This window comes from Shewanella sp. Pdp11 (assembly GCF_002838165.1).
GTDB lineage: Bacteria > Pseudomonadota > Gammaproteobacteria > Enterobacterales > Shewanellaceae > Shewanella > Shewanella hafniensis.
Map to the genome: position 1 here is coordinate 904863 of NZ_CP015194.1, position 19908 is coordinate 924770.

Genomic DNA, 19908 nt, shown 5'->3' on the forward strand with positions numbered 1-19908 from the left:
ATTAACCCTGTTTAGCAGCCTGTTTTCTCCTTGAGAGAAACGAGTCATAGGAATTTAAGATGTCTATCGAGATAAAAAATACTGGCGTGAAAAAAGTGGTTTTAGCCTATTCAGGTGGTCTAGATACCTCGGCCATTATTCCTTGGTTAAAAGAAAACTACGATAACTGTGAAATCATCGCATTCTGCGCCGACGTTGGCCAAGGCGAAGAAGAGCTGGTTGGCTTGACTGAAAAAGCCTTAGCTTCAGGTGCTTCTGAATGTCATATCGTCGATCTAAAAGAAGAATTCGTTAAAGACTATATCTACCCAACGATAGCGAGCGGTGCGATTTACGAAGGCACTTATTTACTCGGTACGTCAATGGCGCGTCCTATCATTGCTAAAGCGCAGGTTGAAGTGGCTCGTAAAGTGGGGGCCGATGCTCTGTGTCATGGTTGTACCGGCAAAGGGAACGATCAAGTGCGTTTCGAAGGTTGCTTCGCCGCATTAGCACCTGATTTAAAAGTGATTGCACCATGGCGTGAATGGACCATGCAGAGCCGTGAAGATCTGCTGGCCTATTTAGCTGAACGTGACATCAAGACGTCAGCGTCAGCGACTAAAATCTATAGCCGTGATGCCAACGCTTTCCATATTTCCCATGAAGGCGGTGAGTTAGAAGATCCATGGAACGAGCCAAGCAAAGGCGTATGGACACTGACTGCCGATCCTGAAGATGCACCGAACAAGCCTGAATATGTGTCGCTAGAAGTAGAACATGGCCGTATTACTAAAGTGAATGGTGAAGCGCTAACGCCTTATGCTGCGCTGATGACATTAAACGCCATTGCTGCGCCACACGGTGTGGGTCGTATCGACATTACCGAAAACCGTTTAGTCGGCATGAAGTCCCGTGGCTGTTACGAAACACCCGGCGGCACTGTGATGTTCGCAGCACTACGTGCGATTGAAGAGCTTGTACTCGACAAGACTAGCCGTAACTGGCGTGAGCAAGTTGCCGCACAAATGGCGCATTTAGTGTATGACGGCCGTTGGTTCACGCCTCTGTGTAAGTCACTGCTGGCGGCATCTGAGTCATTGGCTGAGTCAGTTAACGGTGAAGTCGTGGTTAAACTCTACAAAGGCCAAGCGACGGCAGTGAAGAAACGTTCACCTAACAGCTTGTACTCTGAAGCGTTTGCCACTTTCGGTGAAGACCAAGTGTACGATCAAAAACATGCAGAAGGCTTTATCCGCTTGTACTCGTTAGCGAGCCGCATCCGCGCACTCAACGCTAATGACGTTAAGGGTAAGTAATAGGTCGTTAAAGAGGGCGCCTAGCGCCCTTTTTTGTTTCTAGGTTTTGATCCGGTTTTTTGATTCAGATGAGTCGATTTCAAATCAGCAGTGTGTAAGGGGAGTTAGCATGGCTTTATGGGGTGGAAGATTTCAGGGCGAAACGAGCGCGCTATTCAAATTATTCAACGATTCGCTACCCGTGGATTATCGCCTGTTCGAACAGGATGTGGTCGGTTCTATCGCTTGGGCCGATGCGATTGCTAGCGTCGGTATTATTACTGCCACTGAATGCAGCGACTTGAAAAAAGCGCTCAATGATTTGCTGGTGGAAGTGAATGGCGATCCAGCGATTATTCTCGCCTCGGGCGCCGAAGATATTCACAGTTTCGTCGAGTCTGCCTTGATTGCCAAAGTGGGCGATCTCGGTAAAAAACTGCACACTGGCCGTAGCCGTAACGATCAAGTTGCCACCGATTTAAAGCTTTGGTGTCAATCCGAAGGCCAAGCATTACTCGCGCGCCTTCACAGCTTACATGCTGAATTACTGGCGTTGGCAGAACGTGAGTTTGATGCGGTAATGCCGGGTTACACTCACCTGCAGCGCGCCCAACCTGTGACATTTGGCCACTGGTGTTTAGCCTATGTAGAAATGACTGAGCGGGATATCAGCCGTTTAGCCGATGCGTTAACTCGTGCTAACACTTGTCCTTTAGGTTCAGGCGCCCTTGCGGGTACAGCTTATAAAATGGATCGCCATGCACTGGCTGCCGCGCTGAACTTTGCTTCGCCGACGCTCAATAGTTTAGACAGTGTGTCAGACAGAGACCACGTGGTTGAACTTTGCTCAACGGCATCGATCAGCATGATGCACTTAAGCCGTATGGCTGAAGATTTAATTTTCTTTAACTCGGGCGAAGCCAACTTTATTTCCTTGAGTGATGAAGTGACCTCGGGCTCATCCCTGATGCCGCAGAAGAAAAATCCTGATGCATTAGAGCTTATCCGTGGCAAAACGGGTCGTGTATATGGCAGCTTAGTGGGCATTCTTACGACCATGAAAGCGCTGCCTTTGGCGTACAACAAAGATATGCAGGAAGATAAAGAAGGCCTGTTTGACGTGGTTGATAGCTGGGCAATTTGCCTCGATATGGCGGCGTTAGTGTTATCGGGTTTAGTGGTGAATCGTCCGAATGCGCTGTTAGCCGCGCAGCAAGGTTATGCCAATTCTACTGAGCTTGCTGATTATCTCGTATCTAAAGGTATGCCATTTCGTGAGGCGCACCACGTTGTGGGTGAAGTCGTGGTTGCCGCGATAGCGAAGCAAATTCCGCTCGAGGATTTCTCCTTGGCTGAATTAAAAACTTTTGCCGCTATCATTGAAGATGATGTCTATCCAAACCTGACTATTGAAGCTTGTTTAGCGAAACGCGATGTGCTTGGTGGGACAGCACTGCCGCAAATTCAGCAGGCGATAGCGGCTAAAAAAGCCCGCTAAGGCGAGTTGTTCAAATCAACAAGCCAATAAAAAAACGCGACTTAAGGTCGCGTTTTTTATTGGGTCATTCAGCGTATCGGCAATGACTTTCTATCACTCGTTTATTGGAATAAATCATCGGTTGGTGCATCGATGAAAAGGTTATTTTCATCCTGCGTTTCACTAATGTATTCCTTTGGCTCAGTGCCCGAGATGAAGTACTCGAACGCACTGGTATAGTCGGTTTTACGGGTAAGTTTACCTGTCGCTAAATCGATGCGTACCGAAACTATGCCTTCTGGCGGAATCGATGTGCTTTCAGGTGTGCCTTGTAAGACACTGTTCATAAACTCGTTCCAGCCCGGACCTGCCGTTTTCGCGCCCGCTTCGGCGCCAGTTATCTGATCTTTTTCGCCATTGGCGTTCCATGCTGTTCTGCCTAGTTGTCGACCGTGATCGTCGAAACCAACCCAGAATGTACTAGTGAGTATCGGGCTAAATCCACTGAACCACGTATCGCGAGATTCGTTAGTTGTACCCGTTTTACCTGCAATATCATGACGCTTTATCAATCTTGCTGCGCGCCAAGCTGTACCTTGCCAACCCGTGCCTTTGCTCCAATCGCCGCCCCCCCAGATCACGCTCTTTAATGCTTCGGTGATGAGGAATGCCGTTTGTTCTGAAATGATCTGAGGTGCAAAGCGACCCGTTTGTTCGAAACACTGAGCAACGGGCGCACTCGGTTCTGTGCTGCTATCTCTACTAACACTGAACGCCATAGGATCGCTCGGTGTTACAGGTTGGCTAAGGCTTTGGCTAGGTTTACAGGCCAATGTTGGATTGGCTTTTTCAATCACATTGCCGTAGGCATCTTCGACGCGATCGATATAGAAAGGCTCGAGTAAGAAACCGCCGTTAGCAAACACGTTAAACGCAGTAACCACTTGTAATGGTGTTACTGAAGACGAACCTAAAGCTATCGACTCGTTACGCGGTAAGTCATTAGGATCGAAACCAAACTTAACCAATTCTGCAATGGTGGCATCGAGCCCAACATGGCGCATTGCACGTACAGACATCACGTTAATTGACTGCGCTAAGCCAACACGTAAACGGGTTGGGCCGCCATAGATATCTGGCGAGTTTTTAGGGCGCCATGCAGTACCTTGGCTGATATCGGGTTTATTGATTGGTGCATTGTTAATTAGGGTTGCTAAGGTAAAGCCTTTCTCTAACGCTGCAGCATAAATAAAAGGTTTAATGTTTGAGCCTAATTGCCGTTTCGCTTGAGTGACGCGGTTGTATTGGCTTTGGCTAAAGCTATATCCGCCAACTAGAGATCGAATCGCACCATTTTGTGGGTCGAGTGACACAGTCGCGCTGGCAACTTCTGGTACTTGCGATAACTGCAAATATTGACCGTTATCACGGATCCAAATACGTTCACCGACCTTGAGCATGTCAGAGGCTGACTTAGGAACGCTGCCTTGACGCTTATCGGTAATAAATTTACGCGCCCACTTCAGACCATCCCAAGCAATGATTTTAGTTTCGCCCTTGGCGGTCATGACGCTGGCTTGTTGATCTGCCACGCTGATGACGGCTGCGGGTTGCAGTTCTTGAATCGAAGCCACCTTAGCAAGTTCAGCCTTGATTTGAGCTTGTTCTGGTTTCTCGTCTGTCCACAACACAGCGGCAGGACCACGATAGCCATGACGCTCATCATAGGCATAAACGTTATTGCGTAGCGCTTGTTGAGCCTTCAGTTGTATATCCGATGAAATGGTCGTGTAGACGTTGTAGCCATTGGTATAGGCTTCTTCTTCACCGTACTTTTGCACCATATAATCCCGAGCCATTTCAGAAATATACGGGGCATAGAGATCAATTTCGGCGCCGTGGTATTTAGCAATCAGCGGTTCTTGTAAAGCGGCTTGGTATTCAGCTTGGCTGATATAACCTACTTCATTCATCCGCATGAGGACGACATTACGGCGAGCGACAGCACGAGAAGGTGAGGTCACAGGGTTGAGTGTTGAAGGCGCTTTGGGTAAGCCGGCGATCATACTCATTTCTGAGAGTGTAAGATCTTTAACATCTTTACCAAAATAAACCTGTGCAGCGGCACCAACACCATAGGCGCGTTGGCCTAAGTAAATGCGGTTCACATAGAGTTCTAAAATCTCATCTTTGGTAAGTAATTCTTCAATGTGATAGGAAATAAAGATCTCCTTCACTTTACGAATAATCGTTTTGTCGCGGGTTAAGAAGAAGTTACGTGCGACCTGCATGGTAATGGTACTCGCACCTTGCTTCTTCTCTCCTGTGGTTAGCATGACTAATGCTGCGCGAAGTACGCCAACAGGATCAATACCACCATGTTCGTAAAAACGCGCATCTTCAGTTGCAATAAATGCTTGAAGCAAGGGTTTTGGTACTTCGTCTAGCTTCAATGGAATGCGACGCTTCTCACCAAATTGTGAAATAAGTTTGCCGTCACTGCTGTAAATGCGTAAAGGTGTTTGAAGTTGCACATTTTTTAGTGTTGAAACATCCGGCAAATCCGGCAAAACATAAAAGTATGCTGCCACAATGGCGCCTACGCCCAAAAGGGCTAGACTGAATAGTGCTATAACAATACGTTTTAACCACTTCACCAAAATTTATCCTAATGTTCCGTTAAGTGCGACAGTATATAAGGCGTACACCTCTTGGTGAAGTAAAAACGTGAGAAGCCTAAAATAGCATTTGTAAAATGACGAAACATTCGATACAAGTAAGTATAACAAGTTGATTTTGTGCTAATCTCTTTTACTGAAATATAAATAAAAAAGTGACAATGGATATGCTTTCAAATTTATGGAAGCGTCAGGCTCCGCAGATGGTCGGAATCGATATCGGTTCCCATGAAGTTAAGGCCATTTTGTTGAGTAAGACTGCTGATGGATACAAGATAGTGAGTCATGCGGCGGTACCTATAAAAAAAGGGGCCGTTAACGATCATGATATTCGTGATGCTGATGCCGTTGTCGAATGCCTTAGGCAAATAAAACGCAATTTACCTAAATCGGTTAAATATGCTGCGGTTTGTGTTTCAGGCTCTGCAGTCATGACTAAAGTCATTTACATGGACGCCTCGCTGAGCGAGGAGGAAATGGAAGCACAGATCGAAATCGAAGCCGATAACCTTATTCCGTATTCACTCGATGAAGTCAGCATAGATTTTGAAACCCTCAGTGTAAACAGTACAGATCCTACCAAAGTGGATGTGTTGTTGAGCGCATGCCGCACCGACAATATTGATGTCAGAGTCGATGCGCTCGATAGTGTAGAACTTGAGGCTAAAGTGGTTGATGTAGAAGGTTATGCTTTAGGTCGCGCAGCTGAATTAATTCTGGCCCAGCTACCCGAAGGAGCGAAACATAAGGCCGTTGCTATGGTCGATATTGGCGCCAATATGACGACTTTTTCTGTAGTTGAAGCGGGAGAGACGACTTTTATTCGTGAACAAGCCTTCGGAGGTGAGCAATTTACTCAGTCAATATTATCCTTCTATGGCATGTCTTATGATCAAGCCGAAAAAGCAAAAATTGAAGGCGACCTACCACGAAATTATATGTTTGAAGTCCTATCACCTTTCCAAACTCAGCTATTACAACAAATAAAACGTACGCTGCAAATCTATTGTACTTCGAGTGGAAAAGATAAAGTTGACTACCTCGTATTATGTGGTGGGACCTCTAAATTAGAAGGTATGGCCAATTTACTGACGAATGAATTGGGGGTCCACACTATTATTGCCGATCCTTTTCAAGGGTGCCTGCATGCTGATGAGTCGGTTAAAACTGTACTGCAACCTACAATCAGTAAATATATGGTTGCATGTGGCTTAGCATTGAGGAGTTACGGTCAATGGCGAACATAAACCTACTCCCTTGGCGAGAAGAGGCGAGAGAGAAACAAAAGCGCGATTATATTGGTATTCTAGCCGCGGTATTTTTAGCGTCGGCAATCTTGGTTTATGTGGCTGTATCTCTTTTGGACGTGATGACTGATGAGCAAAAAGCGCGTAATGCCTATTTGCAATCGGAAATTAGCCTGCTAGAAACACAAATTTCTGAGATTAAGAAGATTACCGAGCGTAAGAAGGATATTGAACGCCGCACCGAAATTATTTTGAATTTACAACAATCCCGTAATTTACCGACCCATGTGTTAGATGAGTTAGTGCGAATTGTGCCCCCAGGAATTTACCTTTCTAGCTTAGAGAAAAAGGGCAGCTTGTTACTGATTGAAGGACGCAGTGAATCAAATAATAACGTTGCCAATATGATGCGTAAGGTTAAGACCTCGGAGTGGCTAACCGATCCCAATATGCAGTCGATTGTGACTCAAAATGAAGAATTACGGCAATTACAGCGATTCAGTTTAAGAGTCACGATTAAAGGCGCGAATGTGGGCGAGCCTGAGAAAATGACAAAAGGAGCGAGTAAATGAAACTCGATCTAAGTCAATTTAATGATATCGACTTTGAAAATATTGGTGGTTGGCCTAACCAAGTTAAAAGTTTTTTCGCGATCCTGTTGGCACTGTGTGTTTTTGCAGCGGGTTATTTCTTAGTAGTTTCAGATTCGATTGACTCTTATACCGCAGAGCAAGATAGGGAATTTCAACTCAGAGATGATTTTAAGAATAAGTATCAACTCGCAGCAAATTTAAAACTTTATCGTGAGCAGTTAGCAACGATGGAAGTGCAATTTGCCGAGTTATTGAAGATGCTACCCTCTGAGAATGAAATGCCAGGCTTGCTAGATGATTTAACCTTTGTCGCCACCGATGCAGGACTTCGAATTAAGAGTTTAGATTGGGAGCCGGAAATTCAGCGGGATTTTTATATTGAATTCCCCATTAAAATGTCTGTTACAGGCGATTATCATCAGCTAGGTAATATGGTAAGTGGCGTAGCAAAACTGCCGCGTATTGTCAGTCTGCATGATTTTACGATTAAGCGCGACGATGCTGGTAACTTAGCCATGGATATTTTAGCTAAGACCTATCGCTTTAAAGAAGGGGCTGAATTACCGCCTGAAAAGCCTGCTAAGAAGGGGAAGAAATAATGAAATTCTTACCTCTATTGGCGTTGAGTCTTTTTTTAATGGGTTGTGTTGGCGATCGCAGTGATTTAGAGCTATTTGTTACTACAACTAAAGCGCAACACGTTGCTCATATTCCACCTTTAAAAGAACCGCCAAAGTTTGAGCACTTTGCCTATCAGGCTGAGCTAATGCGTAGCCCATTTGTACCACCTTCACGTGAACTAACTGAAGAGGTTGTTGATACCAGCAAAGATTGTTTACAACCAGATTTAAAGCGTCGAAAAGGACGATTAGAAACTTATCCTTTAGATAATTTAAAAATGCGCGGCACCTTAAGTGAAGCCGATACGACTTGGGCACTAGTCGAAACAAACGATGGCAGTGTGTATCGGATGGGCGTTGGTGAGTATTTAGGTCTGTTTAATGGACGCATTTCTAAAGTTACTTCACAAAATGTCGAAGTAGTAGAATTAATTCCAGATGGTTCTGGTTGTTGGTCCGAAAGGACAAGCAATTTAGAACTTTCTGGAGAATAACGAGCGAAGGATGAGGGAATAATGAAATCTTCTGCCGCGATAAAAGTCCCGTTAATTTCTTCAGGCTTAATCAAGTCTGTTATAGGGATCGCACTGGTATTTGGAATTTTGCCATCGAGCTTTGCGGCAAATCGATTAATGGATGTTAAATACCATGCTCTGGTTGATCATCAATTGGAGCTAGAATTGGTCTTTGAAGATGCGGTCGCTCCGCCTGCAATAGATTCAAATGCTTCGCCCGCCGAGCTAGTGCTGACCTTCGATAATAGTATCTCGGGTTTATCTAAGGATCGTTTACCTATTAATCAGGTTGGGGTTGCAGATATCACCACTGAGCAGCAAGATACCCAACTAAAAGTCATCTTAGGTATGTCCAAAGTGAAACCTTACCAAGGTTCAGTAATGGGCAATTCATATCGGCTTACGATTAACGATGAAGTGTCAGGGACTCAAGCCCAAGCTGAAAACCCCTTCGTTAATAGCATTAAAAATATCGATTTCCGTCGTAATGATAATGGTGGCGGTGAGTTATTGGTCTATCTCAATAATCGCTCGGTTGCGGCTAATGTCGAGCAAGTGGGCGCTAAGCTTGAAGTGAAGTTGTATAACACAGATATTAATAACGATCTTCTGTATGTTATGGATGTGAAAGACTTCTCCACACCAGTAAAAAGCTTCGAGACATTTAAAGAAGATTTAACAGCGCGTATTGTCGTTGATATTGCGGGTGAATATGATTTCACTTACAAGCAAGAAGATAATCTCTTTAGACTTTCAATGAATAAAGTCGAGAGAGTCGCCGCCAAGAAAGATGTTAAAAAATACAATGGCCGTACCTTGTCGCTTAACTTTCAAAATATCCCTGTACGGACTGTGCTACAAATCATTGCCGACTATAACAATTTTAACTTAGTCACCAGTGATACTGTGGAAGGTAATATCACTTTAAGATTGGATGATGTGCCTTGGGATCAAGCTTTAGAACTAATTCTTCAAACCAAAGGATTAGATAAGCGTATCGAAGGTAATATCTTAATGGTGGCGCCGAGCGAAGAGCTGGCAATTCGTGAAAGCCAAAACCTCAAAAACAAACAAGAGGTTAAAGAGTTAGCACCGCTCTATTCCGAGTATTTACAAATTAACTACGCGAAAGCGGTCGATATTGCAGAGTTATTAAAAAGTACGGATTCGAGCTTACTTTCACCACGAGGTTCAGTCGCGGTCGATGAACGTACCAACACTGTACTGGTGAAAGATACGGCTGAAACGATTGAGAACATCCACCGCTTAGTTGAAGTGCTCGATATCCCTATCCGCCAAGTGTTGATCGAGTCACGTATGGTGACTGTAAAAGATGATGTCTCCGAAGACTTAGGTATTCGTTGGGGTGTCACCGATCAGCAGGGTAGCAAGGGAACTTCTGGCACATTAGAAGGTGCACAGAATATTGCCAACGGAATTATCCCCACCCCCGATCAGCGTTTAAATGTTAACTTACCCGCGGCAGCAACTAATCCAGCGAGTATTGCTTTTCATGTCGCTAAATTGGCAGATGGAACCATTCTAGATTTGGAATTAAGTGCGTTAGAGCAAGAAAACAAAGGTGAGATCATCGCTAGCCCTCGTATTACCACCTCTAACCAAAAGGCGGCTTATATTGAGCAAGGTGTCGAGATCCCTTATGTGCAGTCGACTTCGAGTGGTGCAACGTCAGTCACGTTTAAGAAGGCGGTGTTATCTCTACGGGTTACACCACAAATTACACCTGATAACCGAGTCATTTTAGATCTAGAAATTACTCAAGATTCTCAGGGTAAAACCGTTGATACTCCAACGGGTCCTGCTGTGGCCATCGATACTCAACGTATTGGTACCCAAGTGCTCGTTAATAACGGCGAAACCATAGTACTTGGTGGTATTTATCAGCAAAATCTCATTAGCCGTGTCAGTAAAGTGCCAATCCTAGGTGATATTCCCTTAGTTGGTTTCTTGTTTAGGAACACAACAGACAAAAATGAGCGTCAAGAGCTACTTATTTTCGTCACCCCGAAAATTGTCGGTGAGAAGATCTAAGCACTTGCTATGTATCGACTAAAGCCAGCAGTAATTGCTGGCTTTATTATTACTGGTATACAATTCTTTGCATAAATAGCGCACATGGCTTGCCATAGTAGACCTTAAGCTGAGATAATCCTCGGTCAAGTCTCATAAGAGCAAGGTAACATATAGGTCGGCTTGATGTTGAGTCGATATAGGCATACTTTTCAATAAGATTCAGACGTACAAGAAATGGCTGAAAAACGTAATATTTTTCTGGTAGGCCCTATGGGCGCAGGTAAAAGCACAATTGGTCGCCATCTGGCGCAAATGCTGCATTTAGAATTCCACGATTCAGATCAAGAGATTGAGCAACGCACAGGCGCTGATATTGCTTGGGTGTTTGACGTCGAAGGTGAAGAAGGCTTCCGTCGTCGTGAAGCTCAGGTTATTGCTGATTTGTCTGAGAAACAAGGTATTGTCCTTGCCACCGGTGGTGGTTCAGTACAAAGCAAAGATATCCGTAATCATCTGTCTGCTCGTGGCATTGTGGTTTATCTGGAAACCACTATCGACAAACAGGTCGCTCGTACTCAAAGAGACAAGCGACGCCCATTATTGCAAGTGGATGATCCTCGAGAAGTGTTGGAGAATCTTGCAGAGATCCGTAATCCATTGTACGAAGAAATTGCCGATGTGATTGTCAAAACTGATGATCAAAGCGCAAAGATTGTCGCCAATCAGATCATTGAGCAATTAGGTTTTTAGGCAGAATTTATGAAGCAAATTCAGGTTGATTTAGGTGTACGTAGTTATCCCATTTACATTGGCCAGAATTTGATGAGTGATGGCGAGACCTTGTCTCGCTACCTGCTTAAAAAACGTATTCTTATCGTCACCAATGAAACTGTCGCGCCTTTGTATCTAAAACAGATACAAGAGACGATGGCTTCGTTTGGTGAGGTAGAGAGTGTTATCCTCCCCGATGGCGAACAATTCAAAGATTTAGCACATCTAGATGTTATTTTTACTGCATTGCTGCAGCAAAACTATGGTCGAGATTCTGTGCTGGTGGCTTTGGGTGGTGGCGTAATTGGTGATATGACGGGCTTTGCCGCGGCATGTTATCAACGTGGGATCGATTTTATTCAAATTCCGACAACTTTATTGTCGCAGGTGGATTCTTCCGTCGGCGGTAAAACGGCTGTTAACCATCCTCTTGGTAAAAACATGATTGGGGCCTTTTATCAGCCACAAATCGTGCTTATCGATACTTTATGTTTACATACGCTTCCAGCGCGCGAGTTTGCGGCGGGAATGGCGGAAGTCATCAAGTATGGCATCATGTGGGATGCTGATTTTTTTCAATGGCTTGAAGATAATGTAACGGCGCTAAAAACCTTAGATGCCCAAGCATTGGTTTATGCTATCTCCCGTTGCTGTGAGATTAAGGCTGATGTGGTTAGCCAAGACGAAACTGAGCAAGGTGTTCGTGCTTTATTGAATCTGGGTCATACCTTTGGTCACGCGATTGAAGCCGAAATGGGCTACGGTAATTGGTTGCATGGTGAAGCAGTGTCAGCTGGCACAGTCCTTGCTGCTAAAACAGCTAAGGCACTGGGGCTTATCGATGAGTCAATAGTTTGTCGTATCATAGCGTTACTACAAGCTTTTGATCTTCCAGTGAGTGCGCCGGAATCTATGGATTTCGACAGTTTCATTCAACATATGCGACGCGATAAAAAAGTTTTAGGCGGTCAGATTCGACTCGTGCTCCCAACGGCTATAGGCCGCGCGGATGTGTTTAGTCAAGTCACAGAATCCACCCTTGAACAGGTTATTCGCTGCGCATAAAAACTGTGTGGTGGGTGAGTGACGTTTCAGGGTTCTGTCTTGCTTCCTTCTCAGGAAGCCCTCATACAAAGAATGCATCATGTTGCCAGTTATAGCGATCAGCTGCTGGTGCTTTCTGGTGTCAGCGGCTCAGGCAAAACCACCTTAGTGACCGGATTAGCGACTGATTTTGACGAATCCAATGCGGCATTTGTGATTTGTCCTATGCATGCTGATAACGCTGAGATACGGCGCAAAATTCTAGTCCAGTTAATTTCATCCCCGATTTTTGACGACGATATTCCCCTTGCCGATACCTTGTTGCGGCTTGCTAGTACCCAAACTAAACCCCTACATATTATTATCGATGATGCGCATTTATTGCCTAAGGCATTATGGGCAGAGTGTATTATTCTCAATCAGATCCAGTGTGCGGGTAAAAATATCGCCGTCACGCTCACGGTTCCACCGGCATTTTTAGCCGACCTATTACCCCAATTGCCTGAGCCGTTACGGCGGCAGATATTGCCTATCAATATTGAGCCGTTAACCATGCCCGAGCGTGAGGCCTTGTATCAAACGTTACTGAGATACAGCGAGCAAAATCCTTTTACGCCAAGGGAAATTGTACGTAGTCAGCTTGAGAAGCAAACGGGTACGCCGCAGGAAGTGGTCAATCTGTTAGATAAAGCCTTGCATAGTACGCCAGAGAAAACATCTTCTTGGATGAAGTATAAAGCCGTGATGGTGACAGCTGTGAGCATGTTGTTAGCGCTAGGTATTTGGTTTGGCGTTACTCAGCCTTTTTCTGAAGAGCAAGCTCCAGAGGTCGTGACTTATCCATCGATAGATTCACCCGCCTTCTTGTCCTACGGGCAAAAAGTTTTAGCGCCCTATTTTATGCTGCGCGCTGAGCAACTAAAGCTCGCTGCGGAGACTGCGAAAGTGATTGAAATCGAGACGGCAGAAGCCAAAACTGAACAAGCCTTTGATCCTTTAAGTGAATTCCACGGTGAAGCGCCACATCCTGTGCCTGACGATGCCGCTTTGATGAGTGTGGGTGAGGAGAGTAGCAAGTCTTTTGGTGAGGATAAGCCGCCTGAAGGGACCAAATCACAAGCCAAAGTAGCAGAGATTCAACCTGTAACGGCTGCGACTGTAAAGGTTGAAAAGCCGATAACTAAAGTATTCTTTGATACGAAAAAGCCGCTCAAGGGTTACACAATACAGATTGCCAGTGTTGCTCAATTGGATACCCTGCGTTCAACACTAAAGAGTATCGAGCATGTCGAGGGTGTTCGCGTTGCACGACATAAGCAACGCTGGGTTGTCCTTGTTGGCAACTACAGCAATAGCAAGTCAGCTTCGAATGCCGCCGCACAAGTGGTTAAAGAGTATCATCTCGATCAACCTTGGGTTCGCAAATGGGCCGATTTGAAAGATTATCAACTAGAAGAAAGTCTGCCAAATCGTGAAATTTCAGAATAAACAGAGTACAATCATGGCCTTTATTTTTGTCGGCATTCATCAAGTTAAATGATAAAAAAACACAGAGCCTTCCTTAAGTGGGCTGGCGGTAAATTTAAATTGGTGGATGAATTGGCCAGTTATTTACCTACTGGAGACCGTTTGGTCGAGCCATTCGTGGGTGCAGGATCCGTTTTCTTAAATACGGATTATCCTAGCTATCTGCTCTGTGACATTAATCAGGATTTGATCGAGCTATACCAGATTGTGAAGCATCAACCAGAAGCTTACATTGCCGCAGCTAAGGCGTTGTTTGTTGATGAGATGAATCAAAAAGATGCTTACTATAAGGTGCGGGCCGACTTTAATAAATGCCGTGACCCTTTCCAGCGTTCCGTGTATTTCCTCTATCTAAACCGTCATGGTTTTAATGGTTTATGTCGTTATAACCGTAAGGGCGGTTTCAATGTGCCTTTTGGTTCCTATAAAAAGCCGTATTTCCCCGAAAAGGAAATCTGGGCCTTTTCTGAAAAAGCGCAACGTGCCGAGTTTAAATGCATAGGCTACGAAAAAGCCTTCGAGCAGACACGTAGCGGCGATGTGGTTTATTGCGATCCACCTTATGCGCCATTGTCGACTACATCCAGTTTTACGACATATGTTGGTGCGGGTTTTAGTCTAGACGATCAAGCACTGCTTGCCCGTCATTCTCGCCATACAGCACTGGAGCGTGGCATTCCGGTATTGATCAGTAATCATGATATTCCATTGACTCGCGAGTTATACCGCGGCGCTCACTTAGCGACAATCCAAGTGCAACGTAACATTAGCCAAAATGGCAGTGGCCGGAACAAGGTGGATGAGTTGATGGCGTTATATGATGAAAATTACGATCCAAAGGATGACTAGGTTCGACATAGCCTACGTTCAGCTAAGCACTTGTCCTACGAGAAACATCAAACTTGCCACTAAAACGATTGCCAATACGATTCCCATAGCTATGTAAGGTAATGGTGAACCCGTTTGGAAGTCTTTTTTACGATTTTCGTCAGTTTGTACCCCGAAAAAGGCGGCGAAGGTACTGTGGAATACTTGCCAGATACGGCTAAGCATTAATAGGCGAGATGCGATGTAGTGGGCTTGAGGTCATCCATAGGTTTATCTTGATGGCCGTGTAATAGCTCAAGCAGATCGACAAAGTGGAACTGACTCGAACGGTTTTTTCCTGTGAGCCACGTTTTCCAGCTTAGGGTTTGTGCTTGATCGGCGCAACGATTATTAGGATGACTACTAGGCAGAGCATTATTGTAACGGGTGTCACTGCTACAAGCGCATGAAGCTGTTTCGGTATTTTCCGTAAGTTTTTCAACGCCAAAAGCTAACGTGGCCACGACAACAGCAGTGAATGCCAACATCATAGATGACTTAAATGCCACTGACTTAACATAGTGTGAAAACAAACTAAATCGCCCCTTCATAACGCTTCCTTTGAAATGAACCAGCATTGCGCCTCGAGTATAACAAACTCGCCTAGTTTATGAACAAAAATTTATCAATAGCCACCAAAATGCGCGTAAATATTAGCTTATTTTACCGAATCCAAGCCCCAATTGACTGCGATAGTTACAGAATGTGCTGCTTTGCTGACACGGGCATCGTGTATCAATTGCCAGAAATGTGGCTTTAGCTATAGAGGCTTAGCTTGGCTCAGGGTAAAATAAGGCACTTTTCATCCAAATAGCAGCGAGTGTTTTATGCGTCCATTCTTGATTGCTCCATCGATTTTATCTGCCGATTTTGCCCGTTTGGGTGATGATGTAAAAGCCGTGTTAGATGCGGGGACCGACGTAGTGCATTTTGATGTGATGGATAATCACTATGTTCCTAACTTAACAATTGGCCCCATGGTGTGCCAAGCGCTGCGTAACTACGGTATTACCGCCGATATTGATGTGCATTTGATGGTTAAGCCAGTTGACCGTATCGTGCCTGATTTTGCTAAAGCGGGCGCATCTATTATTACTTTCCATCCAGAAGCCTCAGAGCACGTCGATCGCACACTTCAGTTGATCAAAGAATGTGGCTGTAAAGCGGGTCTCGTGTTTAATCCTGCCACACCACTGCATTATCTCGACCATGTGATGGATAAGCTGGATGTGATTCTGTTGATGTCGGTCAACCCTGGTTTTGGCGGTCAATCTTTTATCCCATCGACCTTAGATAAACTGCGTCAAGTGCGTGCGCGTATCGATGCCAGTGGGTTCGATATTCGCTTAGAAGTGGATGGCGGCGTTAAGGTCGACAATATTGCTGAAATCGCCGCCGCCGGTGCCGACATGTTTGTTGCGGGCTCTGCCATTTTCGGCAAGCCAGATTACAAAGCTGTTGTTGATGAGATGCGTGCCGAACTTGCTAAAGTTGGGGCATAGGCATGTGGGATAAGATTAAAGCGATAGCGTTTGATCTTGATGGCACGCTGATCGACAGTGTGCCGGACCTAGCCGTTGCCACGCAGGAAGCCTTAGCCGAGTTAGGTTTGAAGAGCTGCTCTGAGGCCCAAGTGCGTACTTGGGTCGGTAACGGTGCCGAAATGTTAATGCGCCGCGCCATGACCCATGCCTTGGGAGCGGATGTTGAGCAAACCGCACTGGATGCGGCCATGCCGATTTTTATGCATCACTATCAAGAGAATCTTGAAAAACACAGTGCGCTGTATAGTGACGTGCATCAAGTACTGCAAACCTTGTTCGATGCAGGTTTTAAGCTCGCCGTTGTCACCAATAAACCCTATCGTTTTACCTTGCCATTACTCAATGCCTTTGGGATTAATGACTTTTTCAGCTTAGTGTTAGGTGGCGATACTCTAGCTAAGATGAAGCCCGATCCTTTGCCGCTGCAGCACTTATTGCATGAGTGGCAATTGGATAAAGAGGCGTTATTGATGGTCGGCGACTCTAAAAACGACATTTTAGCGGCGAAAGCGGCTGGGATAGCGTCAATCGGCTTGACCTACGGCTACAACTACGGTGAAGATATTGGGCTCAGTGGCCCAGATGCCGTATGTGAGCAATTTAGTGAGATTTTGAACTGGGTAAAACCTCTCAAGTAATAGGTGTTTACCCGTTCTTTAGTCGATTTTTTATAGTCTTTTTAATATAGATAGTGGAGCAATGACGTAATGACCAAACCCATAGTACTCAGCGGTGCACAGCCGTCCGGCGAATTAACCATAGGTAACTACATGGGTGCATTGCGTCAATGGGTTGCGATGCAAGATAGCCACGACTGCTTGTATTGTGTAGTCGACTTGCATGCTATTACCGTGCGTCAAGATCCTAAAGCGTTGCGTGAAGCTTGTTTAGACACTTTAGCTCTGTATTTGGCCTGTGGCGTCGATCCTAAAAAGAGCACAGTGTTTATCCAGTCACAGGTGCCACAACATACGCAATTGGGTTGGGCACTAAACTGCTACACCCAAATGGGCGAGTTGAGCCGCATGACGCAGTTTAAAGATAAGTCACAAAAGCACGCTAACAACATCAACGTGGGTCTGTTTGGTTACCCTGTGCTGATGGCGGCGGATATTTTGATTTATCAAGCGAACGAAATCCCAGTTGGTCAAGATCAGAAGCAACATCTTGAGTTAACGCGTGATATCGCGACTCGCTTCAATAATGCTTACGGCGATACTTTCACTATTCCTGAGCCGTTTATTCCTGAGCATGGCGCGAAAGTCATGTCGCTGCAGGAGCCGCTGAAGAAGATGTCTAAGTCAGACGAGAACCGTAACAACGTCATCGGCCTGCTAGAAGATCCGAAATCTGTGCTGAAGAAGCTGAAAAAAGCCATGACAGACAGTGATGAGCCGCCTGTCGTGCGTTTCGACATGGAAAATAAACCAGGCGTTTCTAACCTACTGAGTCTCATGTCGGGTGTGACAGGGCAAAGCATTGCAAGCCTAGAAGCCGAATTTGAAGGCAAGATGTATGGCCATTTGAAAGGTGCAGCAGGTGAAGCGGTTGTGAGCATGTTAGAACCGCTGCAAGAGCGTTACCGCGCGATTCGTGCCGATCGTGCATACTTAGACCAAGTGATGAAAGCGGGCGCCCAGAGTGCGCAGGCGCGCGCCGAAGTGACGCTGAAAAAAGTGTACGAGAAGATTGGTTTGTTAGTGTAATCAACCGATAGCGATAAATTAAGCCGACGTCAGCGTCGGCTTTTTTGTGTCTGTATGCTCACCTTAGGCCTGTGATTTAAGCCAAGAGGAGAAGGCGGCAATCGCAGGTTCTGATAAACGGCGTTGCTTACAAAAGAAAGTAAATTCAAATCCAGTATGCACATCGGGAAGATTCAAGGCGACCAAACGCCCCGTGGTGATATCACCTGCCACCATAAAGTCCGGCGCTAGGGCTAAGCCTTGGCCTGCAATCGCCGCCTCAATCGCCATCACAATATGACTAAACACATGTTGTTGTTCGTTATCGAGTGGGATTTGGTGCGCCGATGACCACTTGTGCCAGTCGAGTCCGAGTGGGCCTTCATCGACAACCAGCAGGGCTTGTTGCTGGAAATTATTCAGGCTTATGTCGCGCCATTTAAGGTAGAAATTTGGGCTGCACACTGGGATTAGCCGTTCTTTGTGTAGTAACTGTTGCCAATAGCCGCGTTGATTCAGTTTTCCTGCGATAAAGATATCTGCCGTGCTAGTGCTGAGATCAGGATCTTGGGTGATCATCTCAAGGCGGATTTTTACGCTCGGATATTGGCGGCGAAAATCGGCGAGTCTGGGGATCAACCATTTCACCGAGAAGGAACTGTAAACTGCTAAGCACAGCTGCTGATTGGGCGTGTCGCGCACCTTCAAATTAAGATCACTTAACTCGTTGAATATCCGCTCTAACTCTAGAAATAGTCCGTGTCCCTTCGGGGTTAACTGCAGTTTACGCCCCTGGCGGTCAAACAGTTGCTCGCCAAAATACTCTTCTAATACTCGTACTTGGTGAGAAACCGCACTTTGGGTGATGCACAGTTCATCGGCTGCCTTAGAAAAATGCTGCTGTCGGGCGGCGGCCTCAAACACTTGCAGAGCGCGTAATGGTGGTAGCTTTCTCATTATTTTCAATATCTAAAGGCTTTAGTATGAATTTAATTCATCTAGCATGAGAAAGCATCATTTCAGCTTAAGTTTTGGGAGGATTATCATGCCGCCATTGAGATTTATGGATGTTAAAAAATGCAACGCCCAGTTGTTATCGGTTTGATTTTATTGATAGTAGGTAATCTATTTAGTGCCTTCTATGATGTGTCGATCAAGTGGTTACCGGACGATGCGAATGCCTCGACTTTCCTTCTTGTCAGGCAAATCTCCTCAGTCTTTATGTTGTTGCCAGTGTGGTTGTATTCACAGCGGCCGATGACGACACATATTTCAGTTCACCTTTGGCGTGCCAACATAGGCTCAGTTGGCGCGCTTTTTTTAATTATTGGCTTGATGGCATTGCCACTCGCGACGGTTAGCTCATTGTTTTACTCGGCACCTTTGATGATCATCTTGATGGGGTATTTCTTCCTGAGAGAGAGGATCACTGCTGCCCAGACCATCTGCACAGGCTTAGGTTTTGTCGGTATTTTGATTATCCTGCGGCCGAGTGAAATGAACTGGTATGGCATTGCTGTGCTATTTTCGGCTTTTACCTTTGCGGTGAATCAGTTAGCGCTGAAAAAAGTGCCTAATGCTGAGCATCCCGTGTTAACGCTGATGTTGTATAACTTGCTGGGTATTCCAGCGACGTTAGTGATTGCGGCGTTTCAGGGCATCGAAGGTTTGAGTTGGGAGCTGGTGGGCGTGGCATTGCTGAGCAACGCATTTTTACTTGTGTATCATTGGTTTTGCGTGCTGGCCTACCGTAAAGCACAGGCAAGCGATATCGCGATTGCGGAATACACTGGCTTGTTATTTATTGTCTTTTTAGGCTGGTTGTTATTCGATGAGTGGTTGGATAACTTAAGCTGGCTCGGCGCTGCTTTGATTGTGTTGCCTTCGTTGTGTTTACCTTGGTTAGGGTCGCTGTTATCAAAATCGACGCCTAAGGTTGCAGATACACTAACGGGGAAATAACGCTGAGCGTTTAAGCCTAAGTATGCGAGTTGACTCGCGACTTAGGCTTCACTGCCTAAATACTCAC

19 protein-coding genes are annotated in these 19908 nt (G+C 45.5%); 15 read left to right on the forward strand and 4 right to left on the reverse strand.

What is annotated here, in order from left to right; all coding sequences use genetic code 11:
- Positions 1–59: 59 nt before the first annotated feature.
- Positions 60–1298 carry an argininosuccinate synthase gene (locus tag AYJ58_RS04115; RefSeq protein ID WP_106649100.1) on the forward strand — a complete coding sequence of 413 codons (1239 nt, stop codon included), beginning with the start codon at positions 60–62 and terminating at the stop codon, positions 1296–1298.
- A 109-nt stretch (positions 1299–1407) separates the two neighbouring features.
- Positions 1408–2775 (forward strand): argininosuccinate lyase, encoded by a 1368-nt coding sequence (gene argH, locus AYJ58_RS04120; RefSeq protein WP_106649101.1) that lies wholly within the window; start codon positions 1408–1410, stop codon positions 2773–2775.
- A 101-nt stretch (positions 2776–2876) separates the two neighbouring features.
- Here argH and AYJ58_RS04125 read toward each other — a convergent pair whose 3' ends face one another.
- A complete protein-coding gene (locus AYJ58_RS04125) occupies positions 2877–5411 on the reverse strand; it encodes a penicillin-binding protein 1A (protein WP_106649102.1) in 2535 nt (844 codons plus the stop codon).
- A 188-nt stretch (positions 5412–5599) separates the two neighbouring features.
- Between AYJ58_RS04125 and AYJ58_RS04130 the strand changes: the two genes are divergently transcribed.
- The 9 genes from AYJ58_RS04130 to AYJ58_RS04170 all read left to right on the forward strand — a co-directional run bounded on the left by AYJ58_RS04130 (position 5600) and on the right by AYJ58_RS04170 (position 14632).
- Positions 5600–6679 (forward strand): pilus assembly protein PilM, encoded by a 1080-nt coding sequence (locus tag AYJ58_RS04130; RefSeq protein ID WP_106651741.1) that lies wholly within the window; start codon positions 5600–5602, stop codon positions 6677–6679.
- Complete coding sequence (locus AYJ58_RS04135; RefSeq protein WP_106649103.1) at positions 6667–7251, forward strand: PilN domain-containing protein; 585 nt, start codon at positions 6667–6669, stop codon at positions 7249–7251. The genes AYJ58_RS04130 and AYJ58_RS04135 overlap by 13 nt, the downstream gene beginning before the upstream one ends.
- Positions 7248–7871 carry a type 4a pilus biogenesis protein PilO gene (locus tag AYJ58_RS04140; RefSeq protein ID WP_106649104.1) on the forward strand — a complete coding sequence of 208 codons (624 nt, stop codon included), beginning with the start codon at positions 7248–7250 and terminating at the stop codon, positions 7869–7871. The genes AYJ58_RS04135 and AYJ58_RS04140 overlap by 4 nt, the downstream gene beginning before the upstream one ends.
- Complete coding sequence (locus tag AYJ58_RS04145; protein WP_106649105.1) at positions 7871–8386, forward strand: pilus assembly protein PilP; 516 nt, start codon at positions 7871–7873, stop codon at positions 8384–8386. Before AYJ58_RS04140 ends, AYJ58_RS04145 begins: the two co-directional genes overlap by 1 nt.
- A 21-nt stretch (positions 8387–8407) precedes the next feature.
- Positions 8408–10459 carry a type IV pilus secretin PilQ gene (locus tag AYJ58_RS04150; RefSeq protein WP_106649106.1) on the forward strand — a complete coding sequence of 684 codons (2052 nt, stop codon included), beginning with the start codon at positions 8408–8410 and terminating at the stop codon, positions 10457–10459.
- A gap of 216 nt (positions 10460–10675) precedes the next feature.
- Positions 10676–11191 (forward strand): shikimate kinase AroK, encoded by a 516-nt coding sequence (aroK, locus tag AYJ58_RS04155; RefSeq protein WP_006083542.1) that lies wholly within the window; start codon positions 10676–10678, stop codon positions 11189–11191.
- Positions 11192–11200: 9 nt separating this feature from the next.
- The gene (aroB, locus tag AYJ58_RS04160; RefSeq protein WP_106649107.1) at positions 11201–12277 is read left to right on the forward strand and encodes a 3-dehydroquinate synthase; all 1077 of its coding nucleotides are present in this window, start codon (positions 11201–11203) and stop codon (positions 12275–12277) included.
- Between the two features lie 18 nt (positions 12278–12295).
- Positions 12296–13744 carry an AAA family ATPase gene (locus AYJ58_RS04165; protein ID WP_106649108.1) on the forward strand — a complete coding sequence of 483 codons (1449 nt, stop codon included), beginning with the start codon at positions 12296–12298 and terminating at the stop codon, positions 13742–13744.
- Between the two features lie 48 nt (positions 13745–13792).
- Complete coding sequence (locus AYJ58_RS04170; protein WP_106649109.1) at positions 13793–14632, forward strand: Dam family site-specific DNA-(adenine-N6)-methyltransferase; 840 nt, start codon at positions 13793–13795, stop codon at positions 14630–14632.
- A gap of 18 nt (positions 14633–14650) precedes the next feature.
- Here the strand turns inward: AYJ58_RS04170 and AYJ58_RS04175 are convergent, their stop codons facing one another.
- Positions 14651–14836 (reverse strand): DUF2970 domain-containing protein, encoded by a 186-nt coding sequence (locus tag AYJ58_RS04175; RefSeq protein WP_106649110.1) that lies wholly within the window; start codon positions 14834–14836, stop codon positions 14651–14653.
- On the reverse strand, positions 14836–15201 hold the full coding sequence (locus AYJ58_RS04180) for a hypothetical protein (RefSeq protein ID WP_106649111.1): 366 nt from the start codon (positions 15199–15201) through the stop codon (positions 14836–14838). The genes AYJ58_RS04175 and AYJ58_RS04180 overlap by 1 nt, the downstream gene beginning before the upstream one ends.
- 276 nt (positions 15202–15477) lie before the next feature.
- Here AYJ58_RS04180 and rpe point away from each other — a divergent pair, with 276 nt between their 5' ends.
- The 3 genes from rpe to trpS all read left to right on the forward strand — a co-directional run bounded on the left by rpe (position 15478) and on the right by trpS (position 17900).
- Positions 15478–16152 carry a ribulose-phosphate 3-epimerase gene (rpe, locus tag AYJ58_RS04185; RefSeq protein ID WP_012090481.1) on the forward strand — a complete coding sequence of 225 codons (675 nt, stop codon included), beginning with the start codon at positions 15478–15480 and terminating at the stop codon, positions 16150–16152.
- Positions 16153–16154: 2 nt separating this feature from the next.
- The gene (locus AYJ58_RS04190; RefSeq protein ID WP_106649112.1) at positions 16155–16832 is read left to right on the forward strand and encodes a phosphoglycolate phosphatase; all 678 of its coding nucleotides are present in this window, start codon (positions 16155–16157) and stop codon (positions 16830–16832) included.
- 69 nt (positions 16833–16901) lie between these two features.
- Positions 16902–17900: a tryptophan--tRNA ligase gene (trpS, locus tag AYJ58_RS04195; RefSeq protein ID WP_106649113.1), complete on the forward strand. Its 999-nt coding sequence runs from the start codon at positions 16902–16904 to the stop codon at positions 17898–17900.
- Between the two features lie 63 nt (positions 17901–17963).
- Here trpS and AYJ58_RS04200 read toward each other — a convergent pair whose 3' ends face one another.
- Positions 17964–18836 carry a LysR substrate-binding domain-containing protein gene (locus AYJ58_RS04200; RefSeq protein ID WP_006084499.1) on the reverse strand — a complete coding sequence of 291 codons (873 nt, stop codon included), beginning with the start codon at positions 18834–18836 and terminating at the stop codon, positions 17964–17966.
- A gap of 120 nt (positions 18837–18956) precedes the next feature.
- Here AYJ58_RS04200 and AYJ58_RS04205 point away from each other — a divergent pair, with 120 nt between their 5' ends.
- A complete protein-coding gene (locus AYJ58_RS04205; protein WP_106649114.1) occupies positions 18957–19841 on the forward strand; it encodes a DMT family transporter in 885 nt (294 codons plus the stop codon).
- Positions 19842–19908: the final 67 nt, after the last annotated feature.

Excerpts from the sequence above, each read along its gene's own strand:
- AYJ58_RS04175 (WP_106649110.1), bottom strand. The coding sequence starts at position 14,836 with ATGCTTAGCCGTATCTGGCAAGTATTCCACAGTACCTTCGCCGCCTTT.
- aroK (WP_006083542.1), top strand. The coding sequence starts at position 10,676 with ATGGCTGAAAAACGTAATATTTTTCTGGTAGGCCCTATGGGCGCAGGT.
- AYJ58_RS04115 (WP_106649100.1), top strand. The coding sequence starts at position 60 with ATGTCTATCGAGATAAAAAATACTGGCGTGAAAAAAGTGGTTTTAGCC.
- trpS (WP_106649113.1), top strand. The coding sequence starts at position 16,902 with ATGACCAAACCCATAGTACTCAGCGGTGCACAGCCGTCCGGCGAATTA.
- AYJ58_RS04150 (WP_106649106.1), top strand. The coding sequence starts at position 8,408 with ATGAAATCTTCTGCCGCGATAAAAGTCCCGTTAATTTCTTCAGGCTTA.
- AYJ58_RS04130 (WP_106651741.1), top strand. The coding sequence starts at position 5,600 with ATGCTTTCAAATTTATGGAAGCGTCAGGCTCCGCAGATGGTCGGAATC.
- AYJ58_RS04205 (WP_106649114.1), top strand. The coding sequence starts at position 18,957 with ATGCAACGCCCAGTTGTTATCGGTTTGATTTTATTGATAGTAGGTAAT.
- AYJ58_RS04170 (WP_106649109.1), top strand. The coding sequence starts at position 13,793 with ATGATAAAAAAACACAGAGCCTTCCTTAAGTGGGCTGGCGGTAAATTT.
- AYJ58_RS04200 (WP_006084499.1), bottom strand. The coding sequence starts at position 18,836 with ATGAGAAAGCTACCACCATTACGCGCTCTGCAAGTGTTTGAGGCCGCC.
- AYJ58_RS04190 (WP_106649112.1), top strand. The coding sequence starts at position 16,155 with ATGTGGGATAAGATTAAAGCGATAGCGTTTGATCTTGATGGCACGCTG.
- AYJ58_RS04135 (WP_106649103.1), top strand. The coding sequence starts at position 6,667 with ATGGCGAACATAAACCTACTCCCTTGGCGAGAAGAGGCGAGAGAGAAA.
- AYJ58_RS04140 (WP_106649104.1), top strand. The coding sequence starts at position 7,248 with ATGAAACTCGATCTAAGTCAATTTAATGATATCGACTTTGAAAATATT.
- aroB (WP_106649107.1), top strand. The coding sequence starts at position 11,201 with ATGAAGCAAATTCAGGTTGATTTAGGTGTACGTAGTTATCCCATTTAC.
- AYJ58_RS04145 (WP_106649105.1), top strand. The coding sequence starts at position 7,871 with ATGAAATTCTTACCTCTATTGGCGTTGAGTCTTTTTTTAATGGGTTGT.
- AYJ58_RS04180 (WP_106649111.1), bottom strand. The coding sequence starts at position 15,201 with ATGAAGGGGCGATTTAGTTTGTTTTCACACTATGTTAAGTCAGTGGCA.
- rpe (WP_012090481.1), top strand. The coding sequence starts at position 15,478 with ATGCGTCCATTCTTGATTGCTCCATCGATTTTATCTGCCGATTTTGCC.
- argH (WP_106649101.1), top strand. The coding sequence starts at position 1,408 with ATGGCTTTATGGGGTGGAAGATTTCAGGGCGAAACGAGCGCGCTATTC.